The organism is Streptomyces sp. NPDC005963 (genome assembly GCF_040638655.1).
In the GTDB taxonomy this organism is placed as follows: domain Bacteria; phylum Actinomycetota; class Actinomycetes; order Streptomycetales; family Streptomycetaceae; genus Streptomyces.
The window spans coordinates 1-22,708 of record NZ_JBEXVD010000041.1 but is presented as its reverse complement, the minus strand read 5'-3'; the positions used below and the strand labels follow the sequence as shown (position 1 = coordinate 22,708).

Here is a 22,708-nt window from a genome sequence, read left to right as displayed (position 1 = left end):
TGTACGAGGAGCCACTTGTGACATCCGCCCCCGAACCCACCCTTGAGCCCGGTGCGTGGAACCGCGAGCTCGCGAACGCCTTCGAGGTGCTCCTGGGCAAGCCCCTCGACGCGTACCCCGCGACGGCCGAGTACGCGCTCTTCACCTGGAACGACGAGTTGTCGTACCTGATGTACGAGGACCTCCTCAGCGGTGCAGTCGATATGAGCGTCGATGAATCCGATGAATCCGATGAATCCGATGAATCCGATGAATCCGATGAGCCCGGCGAACCGGATGGACTGGTCGACGAGGGTGAACACGGCTCTGAGCAACCGCAGTTCGACTGGGACCTCTGGCCGACGGACCACGAACGGTCGGTCTGGCTGATCGACGAGGGCGCACCGGGTGCGGACGGAGCTCTCGGTGAAGCGATCCACACGGCGTTGAGGGCCGTCTCGGTCGCGTACGACTCCCGGCGGGCCGTGTTCGGCGCGGACCTCGCCCGCGTGCTCGCCGTACACGGCCTCCCACCGGGCGAGGTCGATCCCGCCGATGCCGTGGGCATGGTGCAGTGGCTCCAGCGGGTCCGTACGGGCGGCACGCTGTTCGACGCGATGCGCGCCGCGACGTGGACCACAGGCGGCCCCGGCGCCCTCGTCCCGTTCGAAAGGGGGGCCGAGGTCGAGCCGGCGATGGAGCAGGCCCTGCGCCGGGTCTCCCACCCCCAACTGCGCGATCACCTCGGGATGCTCTGTCTGACGGCACACTGGGCCCGCTCCGACGGCGGGTACTACCTCGGTCCGGGCGGGTGCCCGAACGACCTGCGCTGGATCGCCGAGCAGCCGGGCCATGAAGTGGTGGCCGGTTGGGAGTTCGGCGAGGGACAGGCGTCCTCGGCGGTGTTCAGGATCAAGTAGGGGTCGTCCGGTCGCCCCGGGCCCGGGTCCCGCTCGGGCAGTCGGCCAGGGCCCGGGTCCCGCTCGGGCAGTCGGCCAGGGCCCGGGTCCCGCTCGGGCAGTCGGCCCGGGGCACGGGTCAAGGCAGGATCAGGGCGGGGTCAGGGTGCGGGTTCCACCTCAAGGAAGCGGCGGCGGCGCGGCCCCCGGTACAGCAGCGCCTCCCAACCCGCCGTCACCAGCGCGTCGGCGCACCGGCCGAGCTCCGACTCCTCCTGCTGCGCCGCGCCGCTGCCGCTCGGACCGAGCCAGTCCACGCACACCGTGCCCGGCCGTTCTGCCGGACGTACGCGATAACCGGTGGCCACGCGCGTACCGTCGGCGTCGACCGCGGACGGGGGCAGGCCGGCGGCCTCCAGGGCCAGGGCGACGGCTCGTACCGTCTGGGTCAGCTCCCAGGCCGCCGGAGCCGTCCCCGTCAGCCGCCGGATCTGCATCAGCCCGGCGAACGCCTGGCTCACATCGGCGGCCCGCCCGGCACTGTCCACGAGCCCCGGGGGACCGTCTCCCGTCGCCGCCTTGAACACTCCCTCTGCCACCCTGCACCTCACCTGTCTCGTACCGACTGGCTTATCGTGTCGGGGACCCCCGCGAAGGAGAAGCCATCGATGCCCAGCCCCGGCAGCACTTCCGTCACCCGGAGCACGCTGCGGCAACAGATCGCGGATGCGCTGCGTGACGAGGTGCTGGCAGGTCGCTTGCTCCCCGGGCAGGAGTTCACGGTCAAGCAGATCGCCGAACAGTACGGGGTCTCCGCCACTCCGGTACGGGAGGCGCTCGTCGACCTCTCCGCCCAGGGGTTGCTGGACTCGGACCAGCACCGGGGTTTTAGGGTGCACCAGTTCACGGTCGCGGACTACCGCAACATGGTCGATGCCCGGGCGCTGGTGATGGAGGGCGTCATCCGTCACGCCGAACGCAACGGGCGCACCCGGGTGCGCCCCAAGTCGGTGCTGCCGGTGCGGCGTCGGGCCGAAGAGGCCGCCCGCGCGGCCCGGTGCGGCGACCTCGACATCCACATCGGGTATGACCTGCGGTTCTGGTCCGAACTGGGATCTATTACAGCGAACTGCTATATCTCCGGCTTTCTCCACCAACTACGCGTGCACGGATGGGTTTTCGCGGTACCCCATCTGCGGCAGGACAGCGGTCGGCGCGAGTGGTTGTGGAGCGGACATGAGGATCTGATCGACGCTGTGACACTCGGCGATATGACCGCGGCGCGCGCCACCATCAGCGGATATAACGAACAGGCGCTGACCTGGGCCGATCGGTTGGAGCGGTGAGCGCGGAAATAGAATCGGAACCACAAGTTCCGACACGGGCGCTGTCCACGGAGGGCGCACCCGCCGACGCCCCGCCCCTGACAGGGGGCGCGCCTGCCGACATCCGGACGCCGACGGAGGACGAAGCCCCGGCGCTGACCCAAGACGCCACCCCTGCGGACGTCATCCCTGCGCCCCCTGCGGACGACGGTGCCGCGCCCCCGGCGGACGTCATCCCTGCGCCCCCGGCGGAGGGTCTCGCCCCCGCCGACCAGGACGAGCAGGGCCCGGCGGATCCACCCCATCCGTCCGATGCCGAGGTCATCGAGGCGGATTCCGACTCACCCCTCCCGGACCGCTCCGGCGAAGCGGGCGGCGTGCACTTGAGCATCGTCGTCCCCGCCTACAACGAAGAGGTTCGACTCCGCCCCACCCTGGACGCGATCTGCGCCCACCTCAAGGCCGAGCCGGACCGCTGGGGCAACTGGGAGGTGATCGTCGTCGACGACGGCTCCACCGACTCCACCGCGGCGATCGCGCGCGAGGCCGCCGCCGACGAGCCCCGCATTCATCTCATCTCCGCTGTGAACGGGATGAACCGGGGCAAGGGTGATGCCCTGCGCCGTGGCGTGCTCGCCTCCTACGGGCGCCAGGTCCTCGTCACGGACGCCGACCTCGCCGCCCCCATCGCCGAACTGGACAACCTGGCCGACGAACTCGAAGCCGACGACATCACCGCCGCGATAGGCTCCCGCGCCCATCCCGATTCCCAGATCGACGTACACCAGTGGCGGGTGCGCGAATGGCTGGGCCGCATGGGCAATGGACTCATACGCGCAGTCGCGGTTCCCGGAATTCACGACACACAGTGCGGATTCAAGCTCTTCGACGGAGACAAGGTTCGAGCCGCATTCGCCGATTCCCAGTTGAACGGCTGGGGCATTGACGTCGAAATACTGAGGTTCTTCCGGCGCGCGGGCTGGCCGATCGTGGAAGTTCCCGTGCGCTGGTCACACCAGTCCGGGTCCAAACTCAAACCGCTCGACTACGGCAGGGTCCTCCTCGAACTCCTGCGACTGCGAACCCGCCCACTGCACCGCATTGATCTACTGATCGCCGGCCTCTTCCTGTTGGCGTCCTTCGTCCTCTACTCGGACCTCTGGGGGGACCTCGACCGCGGATACCTCAGGGACGCAGGGCAGGACCAGAACCAATGGGAATGGTTCTTCAGGGTCACGGCCGACAATGTGGTCAATCTGAAGAATCCGCTGTTCACCACGCTCCAGGGATATCCCGAAGGCGTGAACCTCATGGCGAACACCGTGATGCTCGGCCTCTCGGTGCCCCTCACCCCGGTCACCCTGATCTGTGGCCCGCCGGTCACCTGGGCCTTGGTGCTGACGGCCGGTCTCGCCCTGACCGCGGTCTGTTGGTACTGGTTGATGGCCCGCCGACTCGGTGTGGGGCGCTGGGCTGCGGCCCTCGGCGCCGCCTTCGCCGCCTTCGCGCCACCCATGATCTCCCACGGGAACGCCCACCCCAATTTCCTCGTCCTTTTCATGATCCCCGTGATCATCGACCGTGCCCTGCGTCTCTGCGAAGGCCGCGCACCCGTACGGGACGGAGTCTTCCTGGGCCTCTTCGCGACCTATCAGATATTCCTGGGCGAGGAACCGCTGTTGCTGGCAGCGATGGGAATGCTGTTCTTCGCCGTCGCTTATGCGATCGTGCGACCTGCACAGGCCAAAAACTCCTGGCGCCCGCTACTCCATGGAATCCTGATCGGACTGGCGGTCTGCCTTCCCCTCGTGGCCTTTCCGCTCACCTGGCAATTCTTCGGGCCGCAGAGCTATACGCACGTGATGCACGGCTCCAACACCCACAACAGCCCGCTCGCCTTCGTCGAATTCGCAGGACGCTCGCTCCTGGGCAGCGATGAGACCGCGGATCCCCTGGCCATGAACCGCACCGAACAGAACGCCTTCTACGGCTGGCCGGTCCTTCTGCTAGCCACGGGAATCGTCGTTCTGCTCCGCCGGGAACCACGGGTGAAGGCGCTCGCCCTGACCGCCCTCACGGCCGCCTTCCTCTCGCTCGGCGTCAAGGTCCGCATTCCCCACACCGACATCGTGTTCACCGGTCCGTGGCGGCTGTTGGCGAACATGCCGCTGCTTGAGTCGGTGATCGAGTCCCGGGTGGCGATGATCTGCGCACCGGTGCTGGGCATGTTGCTGGCCATCGCGGTGCACCGACTCACGAACGGTTGGACGTCGAAGTCCCGCCGACCCGCGCTGCGGATCGCGGGCTGTCTCGCCATCGCCGCCGCAGTGCTCCCGGTGGTCCCGACGCCCTATCCCGTACGCGAGCGGTCCGAGGTGCCCGAGTTCATCACGGCGGGCCTGTACCGGCCTTACCTCGCGGCGGGGGAGTCGGTCGTGGTCGTACCGCTGCCCTACCCCGGAAACGCCGAAGCCCTGCGGTGGCAGTCGTCCACCGGTCTCGGCTTCTCGCTGGCGGGCGGCTACTTCAACGGACCCTGGGGACCCGACCGCATCGGAATCTACGGCTCCACGCCGCGCCACACCTCGAACCTCCTCTACGAGGTGCGCGATACGGGAGTGGTGCCGGACATCGGCTCGGCAGGCCGGGCCCAGGCACAGCACGATCTGAAGGCATGGCGGGCTGGTGTGGTGGTTCTGCCGCCGGAGTACCACGAGGAGGCGCTGTACCGCACGGTGTCGGCGCTCTTGGGTCGACCGGGGGAGAAGATCGGCGGGGTATGGGTGTGGGACGTGGGAGAACCGCACGGAGCACGGCGGTGATTTCCGCGCCAGCCGGGTACGACGCTGGAAAAGGCGACCTTCGCGCAACGTATCGCGGGCACTACGCTTTCCCGAACTTTGTGGACCCGCTTCGACACCGCACCACCCAGGGTCTGCCCCGGGTCTGGACACCGCACCGGACCTTGGGGTCAGATTCCGGGAACCTCCTTGTCCCGTCCGCTTTGACCGTCGGGCGCGCCGCGCCCCAACCCGCTGGAGAGCGAGCCTTCCTTGGCCTGTGACCTGTGGCTGGTCCCCCTCGTCGACGTGCTGTGCCACAGCCCCGACAACCCCTTCGCGGAAGAGATCGCCTCCTACGACAAGGCGCTGACCACCGCCGGGCTACCGACCGTCCCCGTCTTCGCCTACATGCCCGGGCTGTCGGGCGACGTGGCACCCGTCGCGGGTTTCGACTACGACGCCCTGCACTTCCTGCGCCGCGCCTATCTGCTGCAACTGTGCGGACTCGCCGTGACCCCGGTGGACGAACTGGGTGGGGACTACGAGCAGTTGTTGGAGATGTTCGAGACGACCGCGCAGGGCTCGCACCTGGTCTGGCACTACGACCACGCCGGTGCCTACGTCCCCGTCGACTTCACGGCCCCGCTGTTCAACGACGAACTGCTCGCAGGAGGCGGACCGCTGGGTTCCACCCAGGGCCTGCTGAGGGAACTGGAGTTCGTGGCGCCCGCGATCGGGATCGACCCGTCGAATCCGCCGGCGGCACCGCTGCCGCCCGAGCGTCCGACGACGCTGGAGGAGCCGGCCGGGCCCATCGCCCCCGACGACGGCCCGTTCTCCAGGGAACGCCATGTCTGGTTGGGCCTGCACGCGGCGGCGATCCGCAGCCTGGGCCAAGGCTCCATGATCGTGTTCAGCTGACCTGACCTGACCTGACCTGACCTGACCTGACCTGACCTGACCTGACTAGGCCAGGCCGGCGGGCCTATGCAACAGCGCGAGACCCCGGGCAACTACGGGTGAGCCCGGGGCCTTCGTTGTACACCGCGCGTTCGACGAGCCATGGGTACGTCGCCGGCAACCAGGCCAGCGAGTGCCGGCAGCCTCGCCAACCGAGGGGTGAGGGGTCTAGCGCGGGGTCTCCGGGGGGCGTTGTCGCGGCATGTTGGGACGCGTCCCCGGTGGCAGCATCGCCCGACCCCCCTGCGCCCCGCCTTCCAGCGCACGCGATGCCCCGGTCGGCGACAGGGGAAGCGCCTGGAGCAGCAGCGGCGCGGGGGCGCCGGCGAACTCCCGCATCCAGTCCGCGGTCTCCGCCTGCACGAGTTCGGTCACGTCCTCCGAGAAGCTGCGGAGCACCCCCAAACAGCGTTCGGCCGCCTCGCTCGCCGTGCCCTCCGTCGGCCCGAGGACCTCGCGCACGCTCTCGGACGCCCAGTCGAACTGGAGCCGTTGCAGGCGCCGCTGCACCGCCTGCGCGGTCGCCACGTTGCGCATCCAGCCCGAGGTGACCCCGAAGTACCGGTCGCAGGCGAGACAGGCGGCGCCGAGCAGCAGCGAGAGATAGCCCCAGCCGGCCGCGCCCGCCACCATGCCGGTGAGGTCCAGCAGCGGCAGGGTGGCTCCGGTGGCGACCCCGAGTGCGGCGCCGGCCCGCAACATCCGCCCGGTCCGCCTCTTCCACACCCGGTCGGCGAGGTACCACTCCGTCGTCCGCAGGGCACCCGCCTCGACCCACCGGTACAACTCGTCCAGCCGTTCCGCGGGCTCTCCCCAGTCGCCGAGCGGAAAGGGCCTTCCGGCCAGATCTCCGCGCGCTACCTCGCCGCGTTCCTCCCGGGCCGGCCCCCCGGGCTGCATCTCCGGCTGGCTCACCGGGGCACTCCTCTGTGACTATTGCGCCAAGTTCGCTACTGAGTGCAGTTTCTCGCTACTCTGAGTCATTTGGCGTTATGAAATATGTACGAACGTGCCCGATCTATGCAGCGCACGTTCTGGTGCGCATGTCTTTCCTACCGCCAAATGGTGGGCACGGGGGCGGAAATCCCAGTATTTCCGACCATGTATACGTCGTGATCAGGTAGAGGACCCGCAGGATACTCACACGAAAGAGTTGCCGTCTCTGCGTGCAGCGAGCCGTGCGGTGACCACGTAGGCTCGGCGTACGAACACCGTTGTCGAAGCGCCAGGAGTGACCCGTGATCCCCGGTGGTGGCCAGCCCAACATGCAGCAGATCCTCCAGCAGGCCCAGAGGATGCAGCAGGAACTCGCCCGGGCCGAGGAAGAGCTCGCACAGGCCGAGGTTGACGGCCAGGCCGGCGGCGGCCTCGTGAAGGCGACGGTCAACGGCTCCGGCGAACTGCGCGGTCTGGTCATCGACCCGAAGGCCGTGGACCCGGAGGACACCGAAACCCTGGCCGATCTGGTCGTCGCCGCCGTCCAGGCCGCGAACGACAACGCGCAGACGCTCCGACAGCAGAAGCTCGGCCCCCTCACGGAGGGTCTCGGCGGAATGCCGGGACTTCCCTTCTGACGGGGCGTGTGAGCAACTAGCGTACGTACGAACCGTAGAAGCGCGGCAACCGAAGGAACCGGAAGAGGCAGTCCGTTGTACGAAGGCGTGGTTCAGGACCTCATCGACGAACTGGGCAGACTGCCCGGCGTCGGTCCCAAGAGCGCGCAGCGGATCGCCTTCCACATCCTCCAGGCCGAGCCGACCGACGTACGACGCCTCGCACACGCACTGCTGGAAGTGAAGGACAAGGTCCGCTTCTGTGAAGTCTGCGGGAACGTCGCTCAACAGGCACAGTGCAACATCTGCCGCGATCCGCGCCGGGACCTCTCCGTCATCTGTGTGGTGGAGGAGTCGAAGGACGTCGTGGCGATCGAGCGGACCCGGGAATTCCGGGGTCGCTACCACGTGCTCGGCGGGGCCATCAGCCCCATCGAAGGCGTGGGCCCCGATGACCTGCGCATCCGTGAGCTGCTCTCGCGTCTCGCCGATGGTGCGGTCACCGAGCTGATCCTGGCCACCGACCCCAATTTGGAGGGCGAGGCGACCGCGACCTATCTGGCAAGAATGATCAAGCCGATGGGTTTGAAGGTCACTCGGCTGGCCAGTGGTCTGCCTGTGGGGGGAGACTTGGAATACGCCGACGAGGTCACGCTAGGGCGTGCCTTCGAGGGGAGACGACTTCTCGATGTCTGATGCCATGCTGCACGCGGTGAATCAGGATCCCGCCGACTTCGCGGTCCAGATCGCGGACTCGATCGAGTCCTTCATCGTCGCGACCACGGAAGTCGCCAAGGGCGACGAGCCCGACAGCGCCGTACCGTTCCTGCTGCTGGAGGTCTCCCAACTCCTGCTGACGGGCGGTCGACTCGGCGCGCACGAGGACATCGTCCCGGACGAGCGCTACGAGCCGGACACCGGCCCGGAACCGGACCTCGACGAACTGCGCGAGCGGTTCGCGGTCCTGCTCGACCCGGTCGACGTGTTCTCCGAGGTCTTCGACCCCTACGAGCCGCGCAAGGCCCCCGTGGCCTTCCGGATCTCCGACAACCTCGCCGACATCGTCACCGACCTCCGTCACGGTCTGGCCCACTACCGTGCGGGTCGCACCAGCGAGGCGCTGTGGTGGTGGCAGTTCTCGTACTTCTCCAACTGGGGGCCGACCGCCTCCGCGACCCTGCGCGCCCTCCAGTCGCTGGTCTCCCACGTCCGTCTCGACCAGCCGCTCCAGGCGCTGGACGGACTGGACACTGACGAGGACCTGGCCGAGGAGGCATTGGCCGAGGAAGCGGGCCGGGTGATGGCCGAGGAGATCGCCGTACCGCTGGGTCTGCGGACCACCTGACCGCTCGTTCAGTTCTGCTCGACCACTCTCGACCGCCTCCGTCTACTCGCGAGGCGGTCGAGGCGGTTTCAAGGCCGTCGAGCGGTGTTCACACCCTTTGCGCACGCCGGGCGGTGTTCACGCCCTTAGCGCGCACGGCAGGCACGTCCTGTGACCCGCCGCACATCTCCGCGTAGGTCCACCACGGCCGGGGCAAGAGTCGACCGAGCGACCGTGATCACTTGCTGAGCGGGGCATCTCACCATGTGACTGCCCCGAGACGCGTCACGGCCGCTCGTTAGACTGAGCCGACCGCAGCACCCGGCTGTGGTGGACATACCGAGCGAGGAGCGCACGTGGGCCTTGTCGTGCAGAAGTACGGCGGCTCCTCCGTTGCCGATGCCGAGGGCATCAAGCGCGTCGCCAAGCGGATCGTGGACGCCAAGAAGAACGGCCACCAAGTGGTCGTCGTGGTGTCGGCGATGGGTGACACGACGGACGAGTTGATCGATCTCGCGGGGCAGGTCTCCCCGATCCCTGCCGGGCGCGAGTTCGACATGCTGCTGACCGCGGGAGAGCGCATCTCCATGGCGCTGCTGGCCATGGCGATCAAAAACCTGGGGCATGAAGCCCAGTCCTTCACGGGCAGCCAGGCCGGCGTCATCACCGACTCGGTCCACAACAAAGCGCGCATCATCGATGTGACGCCGGGCCGGATCCGTACCGCTCTCGACGAGGGCAATATCGCCATCGTCGCCGGATTCCAGGGTGTGTCCCAGGACAAGAAGGACATCACCACCCTGGGTCGCGGTGGTTCCGACACCACCGCCGTGGCGCTCGCCGCCGCGCTGGAGGCCGAGGTCTGCGAGATCTACACGGATGTGGACGGCGTCTTCACCGCCGACCCCCGTGTGGTTCCCAAGGCCCGGAAGATCGAATGGATCTCCTCCGAGGACATGCTGGAGTTGGCCTCGTCCGGCTCCAAGGTGCTGCTGCACCGCTGCGTCGAGTACGCACGTCGATACAACATTCCGATCCACGTCCGCTCGTCCTTCTCGGGGCTGCGCGGCACCTGGGTCAGCAACGAGCCGCAGGGAGACCAGCAGGTGGAGCACGCCATCATCTCGGGAGTCGCCCACGACGTCTCCGAAGCGAAGGTCACCGTCGTCGGGGTGCCGGACAAGCCGGGCGAGGCCGCGGCCATCTTCCGGACCATCGCCGATGCCGAGATCAACATCGACATGGTCGTGCAGAACGTCTCGGCGGCCACCACGGCGCTGACCGACATCTCCTTCACCCTGCCCAAGACGGACGGGGCCAAGGCGATCGACGCGCTGGAGAAGGCGAAGTCGTCCATCGGCTTTGACTCGCTGCGCTACGACGACCAGATCGGCAAGATCTCGCTGGTCGGCGCGGGGATGAAGACCAACCCCGGAGTCACCGCCTCCTTCTTCGAGGCGCTCTCCGACGCGGGCGTCAACATTGAGCTCATCTCGACATCTGAGATCCGCATCTCGGTAGTGACACGTGCAGACGATGTGAACGAGGCCGTGCGTGCCGTGCACAGCGCCTTCGGTCTCGACAGCGACTCCGACGAGGCCGTCGTCTACGGCGGCACCGGGCGATGACCGGTCACCGGGGCGATGACCGGTAAGCCGACCCTCGCGGTCGTCGGAGCAACCGGCGCCGTCGGTGCGGTCATGCTCCAGCTCCTCTCGCAACATAAGGACATCTGGGGCGAAATCCGTCTCGTATCCTCCGCGCGTGCGGCCGGCCGAACGCTGGTCGTACGCGGGGAGGAGTGCGAGGTGATCGCCCTCAGCGAGGAAGCGCTCACGGATGTGGCCGTGGCGCTCTTCCTGGTGCCCGCGGACGTGTCCGCGCGATGGGCGCCGATCGCCGCAGCCAAGGGCGCGGTCGTGGTGGACAGCTCCGCCGCCTTCCGGCTCGACGACGACGTGCCCCTGGTCGTGCCCGAGATCAACCCCCATGCCGTACGGGTCCGCCCGCGCGGCATCGTCGCGAGCCCGCACGACACGACCCTCGCCCTCCTGCCGACGGTGGGAGCGCTGCACGCCGAATTCGGGCTCAGGGAACTCGTCGTCGCCTCCTACCAGGCGGCGAGTGGTGCGGGGCGCGAGGCCGTGTCCACACTGCGGGACCAGCTGTCTCTGGTGGCGGGCACCGATTTGGGGATGCGACCGGGCGACGTACGCCGGGCCGTCGGCGAGGACGCCGATCCCTTCGCCGCCCCCCTGGCCCTCAATGTGGTGCCGTGGTCGGGCACCCTCCAGGACGGCGGCTGGTCATCCGAGGAACTGGGTCTGCGGGCGGAGACCCGCAAGATCCTCGGGCTGCCCGGTCTGCGGGTGGCCGCGACCTTCGTCAGGGTGCCCGTCGTCACCACCCACTCGTTGGCGGTGCACGCGCGCTTCGAGAACGAGGTCACGGTCGCGCGGGCGCACGAGATCCTGGACACCTCACCCGGCGTGGTGCTCTGCGACGACCCTGCCGCGGGTGACTTCCCCACCCCCGCCGATGTGGTGGGAACGGACCCGACCTGGGTCGGTCGCGTACGTCGATCGCCTGACGACCCCTGTGCGTTGGACCTCTTCGTCTGCGGTGACAACCTCCGCAAGGGGGCGGCGTTGAACTCCGTGCAGATAGCCGAGGCCATCGCCGCGGACCTTCCGTACTGAGCCCGTCCATCCCACTGTGATCCCGCATCCCGCTGTGATCCCGCCCGCCACGCCGCTTCGTCCGGAGTCCCCGCGGCAGTCGGCGCCGGTCGTCGTGATGTCCCGCCGGACGCCGAAGATGATCAAATTCCCTGGTCACACTGGACAAAAGCGCACCTGGCGTTTGTAGGATCGACCCACAGCTATGCGTGACCTGTGCGGAACTTGAAGGTCTGTACCATTTGGTCCGGACCGGGGGATGCCTCAGAATTCGCTGCCCCGGTCTGCAACCAGCAGCCGGGCGAGGGCGTCTTTGCGGTCACCTCGATACGGTGCTGCGGAGAATGGGGCATTGGGGAAGAGCGAGTACGCATGAAGTCTGCAGGAACACCGTCAAAAGCGGTGGCGTACGCGTACAACCCTCACGGGGGGAAGCGTGTCCAACATACGTGGCAGAGGTACTCGACATCCCAGGGGTGGTCCCGGTCCGCGGCGCTTCCATGCGTTTGGTCCAGGGCGGTTCAGCGACCCCCGTCCGCGGCGCTGCGGTGCGTCCGGTTCGCAAGCCCCGTACACGGGCACCCGGCGGCATGCCGGTGATCGCACCCATGCCCACACCCCGCACCACCCGACTGCCGTCGCAGCGCGAGAGCGCTGACGAGCAGATGGCTGCTGGTACCACCGTCGATCACCTCACCGAGACCTACCGGGCCCACTACCGGTCGCTCCTCGGTCTCGCTGCGCTCCTGCTCGACGACACGGCCTCCTGTGAGGACGTCGTGCAAGAGGCGTTCATCCGCGTTCACTCGGCCCGCAATCGGGTACGGGACCCGGACAAGACCCTCGCCTATCTGCGGCAGACGGTGGTCAACCTCTCGCGATCGGCCCTGCGCCGGCGCATCCTCGGGTTGAAACTGCTCTCCAAGCCGATGCCGGACATGGCGAGCGCGGAGGAAGGGGCGTACGACCAACTGGAGCGCGACGCCTTGATCAAGGCGATGCGCGGACTCCAGCGTCGTCAGCGGGAGGTCCTCGTCCTGCGGTACTTCGCGGACATGACGGAGGCACAGGTCGCCGAGACGCTGGGCATATCCCTCGGGTCGGTCAAGGCGTACGGCTCACGGGGCATCGCGGCGTTGCGCGTCGCCATGGAGGCCACGGCATGAGCAGTGACAGGGAAAGCACTGAGCAGGGCGGGCCGGACGGGCCGTTTGACGACCGGACTGGAAACGGAATAGTGAACAACGGGCCGGACAACGAGCCGAGCGGCCACGAAGATCGTGAACGCCGTGACGACGCGGGCACCGACAGCACCCCGGGCACCGACAGCGGCGCGGGTACGGCGAGCACCGAGGGTGCCACGAGCCACGGTGCGCAGGATCGTGCGACTTCCGCGGACCGCGGTGAGGGCGACACCACGGATGAGCCGGGCGATTCGGCTGATGCACGCGGCCAGGACCATCCGACCGGGGAGTCCGGTGCTGCGGCGGTAACCGATGCCACCGCCGAGCTGAGCGCAGTGGGCGGCGCCGGCGATGACGAACCGGCCGGCGAACAGCCCGCATCGGGCAGTACGGACGGTACGGGTGGGTCCGGTGGGCTTGCCGCGCTGGCCGCTCTGGTCGGCCCGGGCACATCGAGCCACCCCGGCGGGGACGCCGACGCCGGATCGAACGGACCCGGTGAGGGCGCCACCCGCTTCGGCGAAGGCGGCCCGGGGGACGACGAAGAAGCGATCCGGCAGCTCTTCCAGGGGGTCGTGCAGGACCTCAACCCCTCCGACGGCGCGCTCGACCATCTGCGTCGAGCCGTCCCCGCCCGCCGGGCGCGCAAGAGGCAGGCGCTGGTCGGGGCTGCTGCCGCAGTGGTCCTGATGGGCACCGCGGTGCCGGCGTTCGTCCATGTGGCAGGCTCGGAAGGGGGCGGCAACGCCCGCCCGATCAATGCCGGACACGGACAGACCGCCCACGGCGGGACCGAGTCCGTTTCGGGCGAACCGGACGGCAAGGAAGCCACGACCGGCCCCACCGTCGGGAGCTCGGGCACGCCCCAGGGCACCGGCAGCGCGAGTCCGTCCCGGGGTTCCACACCGGGGAAGGACGGCACCGGCGGCGACGGTGTCACCGGCTCCCCCGAGCGGAGCCCGGAGGACGTTCCGAGCGGCGTCCCGGTCTGCGCCGCAGACCAACTGCACTTCACCTCGGCCCAGGCGGCCGGCCCGGACGCCGAAGGCAAGGTCTACGGCTCCTTCAAGGTCGCCAACGCCTCCACGGTCAGTTGCGCGGTCGAGGGACCGGGCCAGATCGGGTTCCAGGCGATGGGCGCCGCCGACCCGGGGAAGATCAAGGTCGTGGACCATGCGGCCGGGGACGCGGCGACCGGTCTTCCCGACCCGTCGCAGCAGTCGTCTTCCCTGTTGCTGAAACCGGATCGGGGCTACGAGGTGAAGTTCGCCTGGGTGCCGAGCGAGTCCTGTTCGACGAGTCCGACGACGCCGACGGATCCGCCCACCTCGCAGGAACCCTCCCCGGGCACGGGCGGTGGCCAGGGCTCTGTTCCGGACAACACGGAGACCCAGCTCCTCACCTCGGAGACCGTTCCGCAGGAGGGCAGCATCTCCGTGAGCCACACGGCAGAACCGGGCGGCCCGAGCACGGACACGACCATCAGCAACGCCTGCTCCGGCACCCTCTACCGCACGGGAATGCTGAGCTCGTAGGAGATCGCCGACAACTGCGTCCGCACGGCAGGGTGAGCGCCCTGCCGTGCGCGTGTTTACTGAGGCGGACGGGTGAGGGCGGGTCGCTGCGCTGGCGCTCGGGCAAGCAGGGCGCGTGCGGTGCACAGTGGGTCAGGCGTCCCAGCGGGTGGCCACTCCGCCCATGCCGGCCCTTGGCCCTTGGACCTTCCCTTGGCCCTTGGGTCTTCCCTTTCGACCTTGGAGCGGACGCCGCCGACCGTGGGGGCGGACACCTATCGCGACGATGTGTAGGGAACCCGCACCAGGTCGCCTGACGTGGCCAGAACCGGATTTCAGGAGCTAGTGCCGTGCCAGGCGTCGCGGGCCGGTGAACGTTCCCGGTCACAGCACTAGAGCGGGTGGCTCTCCAACCCGAGCCGCTGGTCGCGTACCGCCTCCGCCTCGCGTCGCACCAGCCGGAACCACATGAACAGCACGAACGCGGCGAAGACGAACCACTCTCCGGTGTACCCCAGGTTCTGGAACGCCTTCAGGTCCAACCCACTGCCCTCGGGGAGGGACGCGGGCACCGCGATCAGTCCGGCATCGGCCTTGGTCAGTGTGATCCATGCGTCATGGACATCATCCGGAACCACATTGACCAGGGACGCCGCACTGATCATCCCCAGCTGGCCACTGGGCAGCCCGCCCCCCGTGTGCACCCCGTCGGTGCCCGCGTTCTCATTGGCCTGGAGCGCGCCGACCACCGTGACCACACCGTCCGGGACGGGAGGCGCCGGGGACCCCTTGGCCAACCATCCCCGTACGACGGGCAGCGTCCGACCGCCGTCCGTCTTCAGGAGGGTCAGCACGTACGAGCCGTTCTTTCCGTCCACGCTCCGGTCGGGGACGAGGAACTGCTCCCCGTACACCCCGGTGGCGGTCGCATGCCGCCCCGAGGTCTCCTTGTCGACGGGCAGTAGCTCGTCCAGGGGCTCGACGGCCATCTCGCCGGGGGCAGGCGCGTTCTGCGCGTCCTGATGGGTCTCGACCCGGTCCTCGAACTTCCCGAGCTGCCAGGAACCCATGAAGATGCAGAAGGGGATCGCCAGCACGACGAAGACGTTGATGCCCCACCAGCGGGGCGTCAGCAGGAACCGGTACACCCCCCTACCGTACGTAACGCGCCTGCCGGCCCGTGTGGCGCCCCCCTCCTCGCACGCCGTTCAACCGCACCCGTCGCCCTCCCCCTACCGGTCAGCCCTTCCCCGGACCGGAACCACTGCCGCCCTCGCTCCGGGTGAGCAGGTGTGGCTCATCTGCTCACCCGAAGCATCAGTCCGGCGATGGCGCTCCTGGGTCGTGTCCTCAACGTCCTGTCTGCCTGGCGGGGTCCGGTGCGCTCACCACCTGAGCGAGATGCGTTTCGGCGAAGGCGATCTCCAGGGCGAGCTGCTTGATCCGCTCCTCCACCACCAGCGAGCCGTGACCCGCGTCGTACCGGTACACCTCGTGGACCGCCCCCCGCGCCGCCAGACGGTCCACGTAGTTCTCGATCTGGCGGATGGGGCAGCGCGGATCGTTGACGCCCGCCGAGATGTAGACGGGCACCCGCACCGCATCCACATAGCTGAGGGGCGAGGACGCCTCGAACCGCTCCGGAACTTCCTCCGGCGTACCCCCGAGCAAGGTGCGGTCCATGGCCTTCAAGGCTTCCATCTCGTCGTGATAGGCCGTGACGTAGTCGGCGACCGGTACCGCAGCGAGGCCCAGTGCCCATGCATCGGGCTCGGTCCCCAGGCCGAGCAGGGTGAGATAGCCGCCCCACGATCCGCCCGAGAGGACCAGCCGGTCGGGGTCGGCCAGCCCGGACAGCACCGCCCACTCACGGACGGCGGCGATGTCCTCCAGCTCGATCAGTCCCACCCGGTGCTTGAGCGCGTCCGTCCACTCCCGTCCGTAGCCCGTCGATCCCCGGTAGTTGACCCGTACCACCGCATAGCCGTGGTCGATCCAGGCGGCGGGTCCCGCCGCGAACGCATCGCTGTCGTGCCAGGTCGGACCCCCGTGGATGTCGAAGACCGTCGGCAGCGGTCCGCTGGCCCCCGCAGGGCGCTGCACCAGCGCGTGAATCCGCCCCCCGGGGCCCTCCACCCAGACATCCTCCACCGGCACCGACTCCGGTGCCGTCATCCCGGGCGGATCGAGCACCACGGTGCCCTCCGTCGAGCGCACCTGCGGTGGGAGCGCGGCCGACGACCACAAGTACTCCACCTCGCCCCCGGGACGGGCCGTAGCACCCGAGACCGTGCCCGCAGGAGTGTCGATCCTGGCCAGCTCCCGTGTCGACAGGTCGTAGCGCCACAGCTCCCCACGGGCCTCGAAACTGTGGGCCACCAACAGGCCCGAACCGTCCGGATACCACTCCGCATGGACGTCGCCCGGCAGCTCCAGCGCGAGATCCGATTCCTCACCCGATGCGATGTCCCAGATCATGGGCTCCCAGCGCCCACGCCGCTGGTGTGCGACGAGCAACCGGGTGTCCCCGGCGACCGGGGCGAATCCCAGCACCGCGAGTCCGAGCTCCTCGGTGCCCCCCTTGGTGTCGTCGAGCTCGGCCACCGAGGTCCCGTCCAGGCGCAGGACGCGGAGCGCCGAATGCATCGCGTCACCGTGTTCGGTGTGTTCGATCGCGACCCATTCACCGTCGTGCGACAGATCGCCGACGCCCGCTGATTCGCGATGGCGATAGATCTCCACGGGCTCGGCGCCCTCCCGCACGATGTGCAGCGTGGTGCCCTCCTCATCCGTGGACCGGCCGACCACCGATGCGCCGTGGCGCCCGATTGCGAGCCCCGCCGAGTAGGAAGGCGCAAGCCCGGGCGCGGCGGGGGAGTCCTCCCCGCCGCCGAACGGCTGCTTGAGCCAGACCCCGAACTCGTCCCCGTCGGAGTCGGAGAACCACCAGATCCACTGCCCGTCAGGTGACAACACACCGTCCGTCGTCCCGCTCGGCCGGTCGGTGGCCTGCCGCTGGTCACCGGTCGAGCGATCCCAGGCGTACAGCTCGTACGTCCCCGTGGCATTGGACACGAAGAGCGAACGGTGTGGGGCGTCCTCCGCCCAATCGGGCAGGGAGACGCGCGGAGCCCGGAAGCGCTTCTCCCAGTCGGGCATGGAATCAGTGGTCTCAGTCATGACCCCATTCTGCGTCGGACCCCCGACAAATCGTTCGCTTCCTCCGCAGCCTGTGGATAACTTCGAGGCATGGACCGATCCCTGCCCCCCGACTGGCGCGCCACCAACCGTTCCAACTGGGACGAGCGCGTACCCCTCCACGTTGCCAGCGAGTTCTACGACCTCGACGGATTCCGTGCGGGCAAGGAGGTGCTGCGCGACTTCGAGATCGCCGAGGTCGGAGACGTCGGCGGTCTCACCCTCCTCCACCTTCAGTGCCACATCGGTCAGGACACCTTGGGATGGGCCCGGCGAGGTGCTTCCCAGGTCGTCGGCCTGGACTTCTCCGAGCCGGCGGTGGAGACGGCCAGGGGCCTCGCCACCGAACTCGGTTTCGGCCCCGACCGGGCGGCCTTCGTGACCGCCGACGTGTACGACGCGGCCGAAGCCGTGCCGGACAGCTCGTACGACATCGTCTACACGGGCACGGGCGCACTGAACTGGCTCCCGGACATCGAGCGTTGGGCCGAGGTCGCCGCGTCCCTGGTGGCTCCCGGCGGATTCCTGTACATCGCCGAATTCCATCCGCTCACCGACACTCTGGACGACGAGACCGGCTCACGGATTGTCCACGACTACTTCGCGAAGGAACCCTGGATCGAGGACACCCCCGGGACCTACGCGGACCTGGGAGCGGAGACCGTCAACAACCGCAGCGTGGAATGGCAGCACCCCATCGGGACGGTCGTCACGGCTCTGTGTGCGGCTGGCCTTCGGCTGGAGTTCCTCCACGAACACGACGTGTCGCTGTTCCCGCGGTTCGCCGACTTCCACCAGGACGACGACGGCTACTTCCGCTTCCCGTCCGACCGCCCCCGCATCCCGTTGATGTACTCGCTCAAGGCGACACGGCCCCACCACTGACAACGGCGTCCACGGTCGGCGGTGTGCTGCCCGCAGTGCCGCGTATGTGTAGGCCCTACGGCTTGCCCGGACGAGGCAGTCGCACCACGGCTCGGCCGCCGTCGAGATCCACTGTGGAGCGATGAGGGGGCGCGCCGTCCTCGTCGTCGTCCTTCAGCAGCAGGGCGCTCTGCCGCTCGCGCAGTTCGTTCTGCTTTCCGGCGGAGAAGGTGGCGTGAAGTTGCTCGAACCCGGTCGCCGACACCTGCCCCTGGCGCTTCCCCAGCCCGGTCGCCCGCATGATCTGGTCGGCGAAGGCTATGAACACCAGAATGATCACCAGACCCGGCAGGGTCATGAAGACGATGAACTCCATGCTGTCGCTCTCTTCCGGATGCCCGGCTCAACCAGCCTGGGCCGCTGCATCCGGTGCGGCTTCTGCATCCGGTGCGGCTTCTGCATCCGGTGCGTGTGATCGGCAGACGGCCACCGCTGCTGCGAAGCCGGGGTCAACGGGTACGTCGGCGAGCAACCAGTGTGCGTTCGCCGCGGGTTGGGGACCGGCGCCCACATAGGTCAGGGACAGATCCTCGTTCAGCCCCACACCCCGCGCCTTGAGCACGGACTCCTTGCGGGTCCAGCAACGAGCGAAGGCAAGAGGGCGCTGGTCGACCGGTATCCGCTCTATCTCGCCGCGTTCCACAGGGTGCAACTGAGGGGTGATGTCGGCGACGGTCGTCGGGCGCGGCAAGCCCTCGACATCGATTCCCACGGGGTCGGAGGCGAGGGCTATCAGGACCATTCCCTTGGTGTGGGAGAGGGAGAAGTGCACGGCGTTCCCCGGTACCACCGGCCGCCCATGGGGGCCGGTGCACTGAGTGCAGGGCTCCCGCTCCATGACGACGGCTTCCGGAGCTCGTCCCAGCCGTGCTCCGAGAAGTCGGCGCAACGCCACATGCCCGACGGCGTAGGCGTCCCGGTCCTGAGTGCGGACGAAACCGTCGAGTCGTGCCGACTCCTCGGCGTCCAGGACGCCGCGGTGTGCAAGGGCATCGGCGGCGTGCTCCGCCACTCGACCGATCCAGAGCAGTTCCACCCCCGGGAGAGATGTCGTCTGCTCGCCGTTGAGAGGTGCCTCGGTCGCCATGTGGTGCCCTTCTCCTGGGGGAGCACAAGAATATCCAGGCCATCCGAGGGACGGCCTGGAGTCGCCGGCCGACTTTCCCGGACCGGATGTCGTGCCAGGACGGCATCCGAGGCGCTCGCCGAAGAAGCAGTGGCCTGGGAGTGCCCGTGGTCACGCAAGTCGAGGGCTGGTCCGGATCAGGATCAGTCGTCGACCAGGGACACCGCATACGGTGGCCGTGAAGTGACGGCGGGGTCTAGATCGTGCAGACCGGGAAGCGCATCCGTCCGGGTGGGACTGCCGAGCCACCCGGACGAACGCACCACCACATGTGGAGTGACCGGACTTAGATGTTCACACCGAAGTCCTGGGCGATGCCCCGCAGGCCGGAGGCGTACCCCTGGCCGACCGCGCGGAACTTCCACTCGGCGCCGTTGCGGTACAGCTCACCGAAGACCATGGCGGTCTCGGTCGAGGCGTCCTCGCTCAGGTCGTAGCGGGCCAGCTCGTTGTTGTCCGCCTGGTTGATCACGCGGATGAAGGCGTTGCGGACCTGCCCGAAGGACTGGCCGCGGCTTTCACCCTCGTGGATCGAGACCGGGAAGACGATCTTCTCGACACCGGCAGGCACTCCGGCCAGGTTGACCTTGATCTGCTCGTCGTCGCCCTCGCCCTCACCCGTGAGGTTGTCGCCCGTGTGCTCGACGGAGCCCTCGGGGCTCTTCAGGTTGTTGAAGAAGACGAAGTGCTGGTCGGAAACCACCTTGCCGTTGCCGTCCACCAGCAGCGCGCTGGCGTCCAGGTCGAAGTCGGTTCCGGTGGTGCTCCGAACGTCCCAGCCCAGGCCCACGACAACCGCAGAAAGGCCCGGGGCCTCCTTGCTGAGCGAGACATTGCCGCCCTTGGAAAGGCTGACACCCATGGAAATCCCCTGCGCAATCCGGCGCGGGCCGCGCCTCTCTTGACGATTCCTTGCCCAACCCGGCCAACGACCGACCCCCTGTTCCAGTTCCCCACCCCGAAACTCAATATATAAATCTTGACTTATATAAGCGATAGCTGCATCGTGGGGCCATGCACGCGTTCGATGTCCTGGGCGACCCGGTACGCCGCCGAATACTCCAGCTCCTGGCCGACGGCGAGCAGTCGTCGGGCGCCATCAGCTCGGTGATCCAGAACGAATTCGGAATCAGCCAACCCGCCGTCTCCCAGCATCTGCGCGTGCTCCGTGAGACCGAATTCGCTTCGGTCCGAGCCGCAGGAACCCGGCGCCTCTACGCCGTCGAGAGCGAACCACTCAAGGAGGCGGCCGACTGGCTGGACCAGTTCCGGCACTTCTGGGAACAGCGGCTGGACGCCCTCGGCACCGAACTCGCGCGTGGACGACGCGACCGAGAGCGCAGTCAGACGAGGAACGAACAGCGCGAATCAGCGCCGGAGGAGCAGTGATGAGCGACATCGTGAACCAGATCAACGACATCCACCGGAAGGTCGGCACCAGCCGGATCCCCCAGGGCGAGGCCCGCACGATCCTGTTGAGCCGCACCTACTCCGCCGCGGCGGAGGACGTCTGGGGCGCGGTCACCGACCCCGAGCGGATCGCCCGCTGGTTCCTCCCCGTCAGCGGAGATCTGCGCCTCGGCGGTCACTACCAACTGGAAGGCAACGCGGGCGGCGAAATCCTCCGGTGCGAGCCGCCGAAGGCGCTGAAGGTGAGCTGGCTCTTCGGAGAGGACCCCGGCTTCAGCGAGGTCGAGGTCCGACTGACCCCCGACGGCGACGACCGGACCCTGTTCGAGCTCGAACACGTCGCCGTCGTCCCACCGGAGATGTGGGACCAGTTCGGGCCCGGGGCGGTCGGAGTGGGCTGGGACCTCACGGTGATCGGCCTGGGGCTGCACCTCGGAGGCGGCGCGATCGAGGACCCGGAGGCATGGCAGCTCTCCGATGAGGCCCGTGACGTCATGACGCGCAGCAGCGAAAAGTGGGGCGAGGCGTACCTGGCCTCGGGCGCGCCCCCGGCGACGGTGGCGGCTGCCGTCAGCGGCACGACGGCCTTCTACGTCCCGGAGAAGCCCTCGGAGGCTTGACAAGGCCCCTCGCCGTTGCGGGTGGTGTGCAGCTCAGCAGCTCGATCGCCTTCGGTTGCCGATGCTGCTCACTCCCGCGCGAATGGCCCATGCAAGGCCCTGGTCAAGCGTCAAGACCTAGTGATCTTCACGCAGAACGCTGGCACCCGCCCCGCTCAACTCCCCTGGGCAGATAGCCCAACAGGTGAGTGAACACCAACGCCCGAGGCCGGATGTGGGTCAACAGCACTCCACGCCGGCGGCCTACCATGTGCGCCGTGACCGCATACATCGGTGCCGTCTTCAACAACGGATCGATCCACCAGCTTCTCGATCTGGCTCTCGATTGCGTCCGCACTGAAGGCCCTTCTTTGGAGGACGAGCTGGCCCGGTTCTGTCGCACGATCAGAAACTCGCCCGAAGCCGAGTGGGCCATGCCGCTAGCAACGGTGTCGGCTCTCCTCGATCTGCTGTCCGAGGAACTTGACCCGGCGAACCGACCTGACGTTCCGACGGGCTTCCGAGAGAAGTTGGACGAGGCGTCAGGTGACCAAACCAGCCCGGAGTTCCTCGGATTGCTGGCCGGATTGATCCGCATGCAGGACCAAGAGCTGATGCCGGATTTCGAGAGTCTGCCGATGGCACCCTGGGAGGCGGGATTGGTCTTCCCCAGAATCCGACAGTTCTCGTACTGGGTCGACTCCGGAGAGTACGACGACTTCGAAGAGGGACTGCGAGCCGGCGCGGCCAGCGAGCACCCGCACGGCTGCCACCAGGAGATGTCGCATTTGGCAGCCGAGCTACAGAGGGCCCTGCTCCTCTTCCCAACGCCAGAGTCGCTTCGCACCGGGCTCGGCACCACCATCCCATGGGCGTCCGTACCCACTCTGCGGGCTGTTCTGCGGGCCGTTCACCTCCATTTCGCGGAGCAGCACCGAGCCCCCGTCATCAGCGCGGCGGCCACTTCCGCGGACCGCTGCGTCGTCCGCGGCTCGACGCCTAGGACCGACCCGCCCCGGAAGAGAACTTGCGACTCGTTGGGCACTCCGGTACTGCGGCCACCGAGGAGGTCTACCGGAAGCAGATCCGGCTGCTGATCCAGACAGGGACGATCGCCACGGACGGCATCTTCAGGATCGACCCGAAACGCTAGTGCCGTATCAGGCAACGTTCGCCTCGTAGTTGGGGACGTGGTTCACGCCGTGGGTCTGTCGGTGTCTGCCAGAATCGGCGGATGCTGAGCATCGGAACG

General features: G+C 68.1%; 22 protein-coding genes. 15 read left to right on the top strand and 7 right to left on the bottom strand.

Translation table 11 applies throughout. From position 1 onward, the window contains the following. The first annotated feature begins 17 nt into the window (after nucleotides 1-17). On the top strand, nucleotides 18-899 hold the full coding sequence (locus tag ABZ348_RS32965) for a hypothetical protein (protein WP_358939392.1): 882 nt from the start codon (nucleotides 18-20) through the stop codon (nucleotides 897-899). 140 nt (nucleotides 900-1,039) lie between these two features. Here the strand turns inward: ABZ348_RS32965 and ABZ348_RS32960 are convergent, their stop codons facing one another. After that, nucleotides 1,040-1,477 (bottom strand): hypothetical protein, encoded by a 438-nt coding sequence (locus tag ABZ348_RS32960; protein ID WP_358939390.1) that lies wholly within the window; start codon nucleotides 1,475-1,477, stop codon nucleotides 1,040-1,042. Between the two features lie 69 nt (nucleotides 1,478-1,546). Here ABZ348_RS32960 and ABZ348_RS32955 point away from each other — a divergent pair, with 69 nt between their 5' ends. The 3 genes from ABZ348_RS32955 to ABZ348_RS32945 all read left to right on the top strand — a co-directional run bounded on the left by ABZ348_RS32955 (nucleotide 1,547) and on the right by ABZ348_RS32945 (nucleotide 5,907). Next, nucleotides 1,547-2,224, top strand: coding sequence for a GntR family transcriptional regulator (locus tag ABZ348_RS32955; protein WP_358939388.1), 678 nt, complete (start codon nucleotides 1,547-1,549; stop codon nucleotides 2,222-2,224). Between the two features lie 356 nt (nucleotides 2,225-2,580). Continuing rightward, entirely contained in the window at nucleotides 2,581-5,025 is a 2,445-nt protein-coding gene (locus tag ABZ348_RS32950; protein WP_358939435.1) for a dolichyl-phosphate beta-glucosyltransferase, read from the top strand. Between the two features lie 231 nt (nucleotides 5,026-5,256). Beyond that, nucleotides 5,257-5,907 (top strand): hypothetical protein, encoded by a 651-nt coding sequence (locus ABZ348_RS32945; RefSeq protein WP_358939386.1) that lies wholly within the window; start codon nucleotides 5,257-5,259, stop codon nucleotides 5,905-5,907. Between the two features lie 207 nt (nucleotides 5,908-6,114). Here ABZ348_RS32945 and ABZ348_RS32940 read toward each other — a convergent pair whose 3' ends face one another. Further along, nucleotides 6,115-6,861, bottom strand: a complete 747-nt coding sequence (locus ABZ348_RS32940) for an SLATT domain-containing protein (protein ID WP_358939384.1) — start codon at nucleotides 6,859-6,861, stop codon at nucleotides 6,115-6,117. Between the two features lie 323 nt (nucleotides 6,862-7,184). On the opposite strand from ABZ348_RS32940, the gene ABZ348_RS32935 reads away from it, so the two are divergent. The 7 genes from ABZ348_RS32935 to ABZ348_RS32905 all read left to right on the top strand — a co-directional run bounded on the left by ABZ348_RS32935 (nucleotide 7,185) and on the right by ABZ348_RS32905 (nucleotide 14,220). Then, complete coding sequence (locus ABZ348_RS32935) at nucleotides 7,185-7,520, top strand: YbaB/EbfC family nucleoid-associated protein (RefSeq protein WP_358939382.1); 336 nt, start codon at nucleotides 7,185-7,187, stop codon at nucleotides 7,518-7,520. Nucleotides 7,521-7,595: 75 nt separating this feature from the next. Further along, on the top strand, nucleotides 7,596-8,195 hold the full coding sequence (gene recR, locus ABZ348_RS32930; RefSeq protein ID WP_358939381.1) for a recombination mediator RecR: 600 nt from the start codon (nucleotides 7,596-7,598) through the stop codon (nucleotides 8,193-8,195). Next, a complete protein-coding gene (locus tag ABZ348_RS32925) occupies nucleotides 8,188-8,844 on the top strand; it encodes a DUF5063 domain-containing protein (protein WP_358939379.1) in 657 nt (218 codons plus the stop codon). The genes recR and ABZ348_RS32925 overlap by 8 nt, the downstream gene beginning before the upstream one ends. A gap of 335 nt (nucleotides 8,845-9,179) precedes the next feature. Continuing rightward, nucleotides 9,180-10,451 carry an aspartate kinase gene (locus ABZ348_RS32920; protein ID WP_358939377.1) on the top strand — a complete coding sequence of 424 codons (1,272 nt, stop codon included), beginning with the start codon at nucleotides 9,180-9,182 and terminating at the stop codon, nucleotides 10,449-10,451. 15 nt (nucleotides 10,452-10,466) lie between these two features. Next, entirely contained in the window at nucleotides 10,467-11,522 is a 1,056-nt protein-coding gene (locus ABZ348_RS32915; RefSeq protein WP_358939375.1) for an aspartate-semialdehyde dehydrogenase, read from the top strand. A gap of 569 nt (nucleotides 11,523-12,091) precedes the next feature. Further along, nucleotides 12,092-12,667, top strand: coding sequence for a SigE family RNA polymerase sigma factor (locus ABZ348_RS32910; RefSeq protein WP_358939373.1), 576 nt, complete (start codon nucleotides 12,092-12,094; stop codon nucleotides 12,665-12,667). Between the two features lie 71 nt (nucleotides 12,668-12,738). Then, a complete protein-coding gene (locus tag ABZ348_RS32905) occupies nucleotides 12,739-14,220 on the top strand; it encodes a hypothetical protein (protein ID WP_358939371.1) in 1,482 nt (493 codons plus the stop codon). A gap of 371 nt (nucleotides 14,221-14,591) precedes the next feature. On the opposite strand, the gene ABZ348_RS32900 is transcribed toward ABZ348_RS32905, so the two are convergent. Then, nucleotides 14,592-15,347: an SURF1 family protein gene (locus ABZ348_RS32900; RefSeq protein ID WP_358939370.1), complete on the bottom strand. Its 756-nt coding sequence runs from the start codon at nucleotides 15,345-15,347 to the stop codon at nucleotides 14,592-14,594. Between the two features lie 202 nt (nucleotides 15,348-15,549). Further along, nucleotides 15,550-17,379 carry a prolyl oligopeptidase family serine peptidase gene (locus tag ABZ348_RS32895; protein ID WP_358939368.1) on the bottom strand — a complete coding sequence of 610 codons (1,830 nt, stop codon included), beginning with the start codon at nucleotides 17,377-17,379 and terminating at the stop codon, nucleotides 15,550-15,552. A 69-nt stretch (nucleotides 17,380-17,448) separates the two neighbouring features. On the opposite strand from ABZ348_RS32895, the gene ABZ348_RS32890 reads away from it, so the two are divergent. Continuing rightward, complete coding sequence (locus ABZ348_RS32890; protein ID WP_358939366.1) at nucleotides 17,449-18,282, top strand: methyltransferase domain-containing protein; 834 nt, start codon at nucleotides 17,449-17,451, stop codon at nucleotides 18,280-18,282. A gap of 55 nt (nucleotides 18,283-18,337) precedes the next feature. Here ABZ348_RS32890 and ABZ348_RS32885 read toward each other — a convergent pair whose 3' ends face one another. The 3 genes from ABZ348_RS32885 to ABZ348_RS32875 form a co-directional block, all read right to left on the bottom strand. Beyond that, nucleotides 18,338-18,637, bottom strand: coding sequence for a DUF6191 domain-containing protein (locus ABZ348_RS32885; RefSeq protein ID WP_358939364.1), 300 nt, complete (start codon nucleotides 18,635-18,637; stop codon nucleotides 18,338-18,340). A gap of 27 nt (nucleotides 18,638-18,664) precedes the next feature. After that, nucleotides 18,665-19,408, bottom strand: a complete 744-nt coding sequence (locus tag ABZ348_RS32880) for a 4'-phosphopantetheinyl transferase superfamily protein (protein WP_358939362.1) — start codon at nucleotides 19,406-19,408, stop codon at nucleotides 18,665-18,667. Between the two features lie 325 nt (nucleotides 19,409-19,733). Beyond that, the gene (locus ABZ348_RS32875; protein WP_358876662.1) at nucleotides 19,734-20,309 is read right to left on the bottom strand and encodes a TerD family protein; all 576 of its coding nucleotides are present in this window, start codon (nucleotides 20,307-20,309) and stop codon (nucleotides 19,734-19,736) included. 152 nt (nucleotides 20,310-20,461) lie between these two features. Here ABZ348_RS32875 and ABZ348_RS32870 point away from each other — a divergent pair, with 152 nt between their 5' ends. The 3 genes from ABZ348_RS32870 to ABZ348_RS32860 all read left to right on the top strand — a co-directional run bounded on the left by ABZ348_RS32870 (nucleotide 20,462) and on the right by ABZ348_RS32860 (nucleotide 22,553). Beyond that, complete coding sequence (locus tag ABZ348_RS32870; protein WP_358939360.1) at nucleotides 20,462-20,836, top strand: metalloregulator ArsR/SmtB family transcription factor; 375 nt, start codon at nucleotides 20,462-20,464, stop codon at nucleotides 20,834-20,836. Beyond that, nucleotides 20,836-21,477, top strand: a complete 642-nt coding sequence (locus tag ABZ348_RS32865) for an SRPBCC family protein (RefSeq protein ID WP_358939358.1) — start codon at nucleotides 20,836-20,838, stop codon at nucleotides 21,475-21,477. The genes ABZ348_RS32870 and ABZ348_RS32865 overlap by 1 nt, the downstream gene beginning before the upstream one ends. A gap of 257 nt (nucleotides 21,478-21,734) precedes the next feature. Continuing rightward, nucleotides 21,735-22,553, top strand: coding sequence for a hypothetical protein (locus tag ABZ348_RS32860; RefSeq protein ID WP_358939356.1), 819 nt, complete (start codon nucleotides 21,735-21,737; stop codon nucleotides 22,551-22,553). Nucleotides 22,554-22,708: the final 155 nt, after the last annotated feature.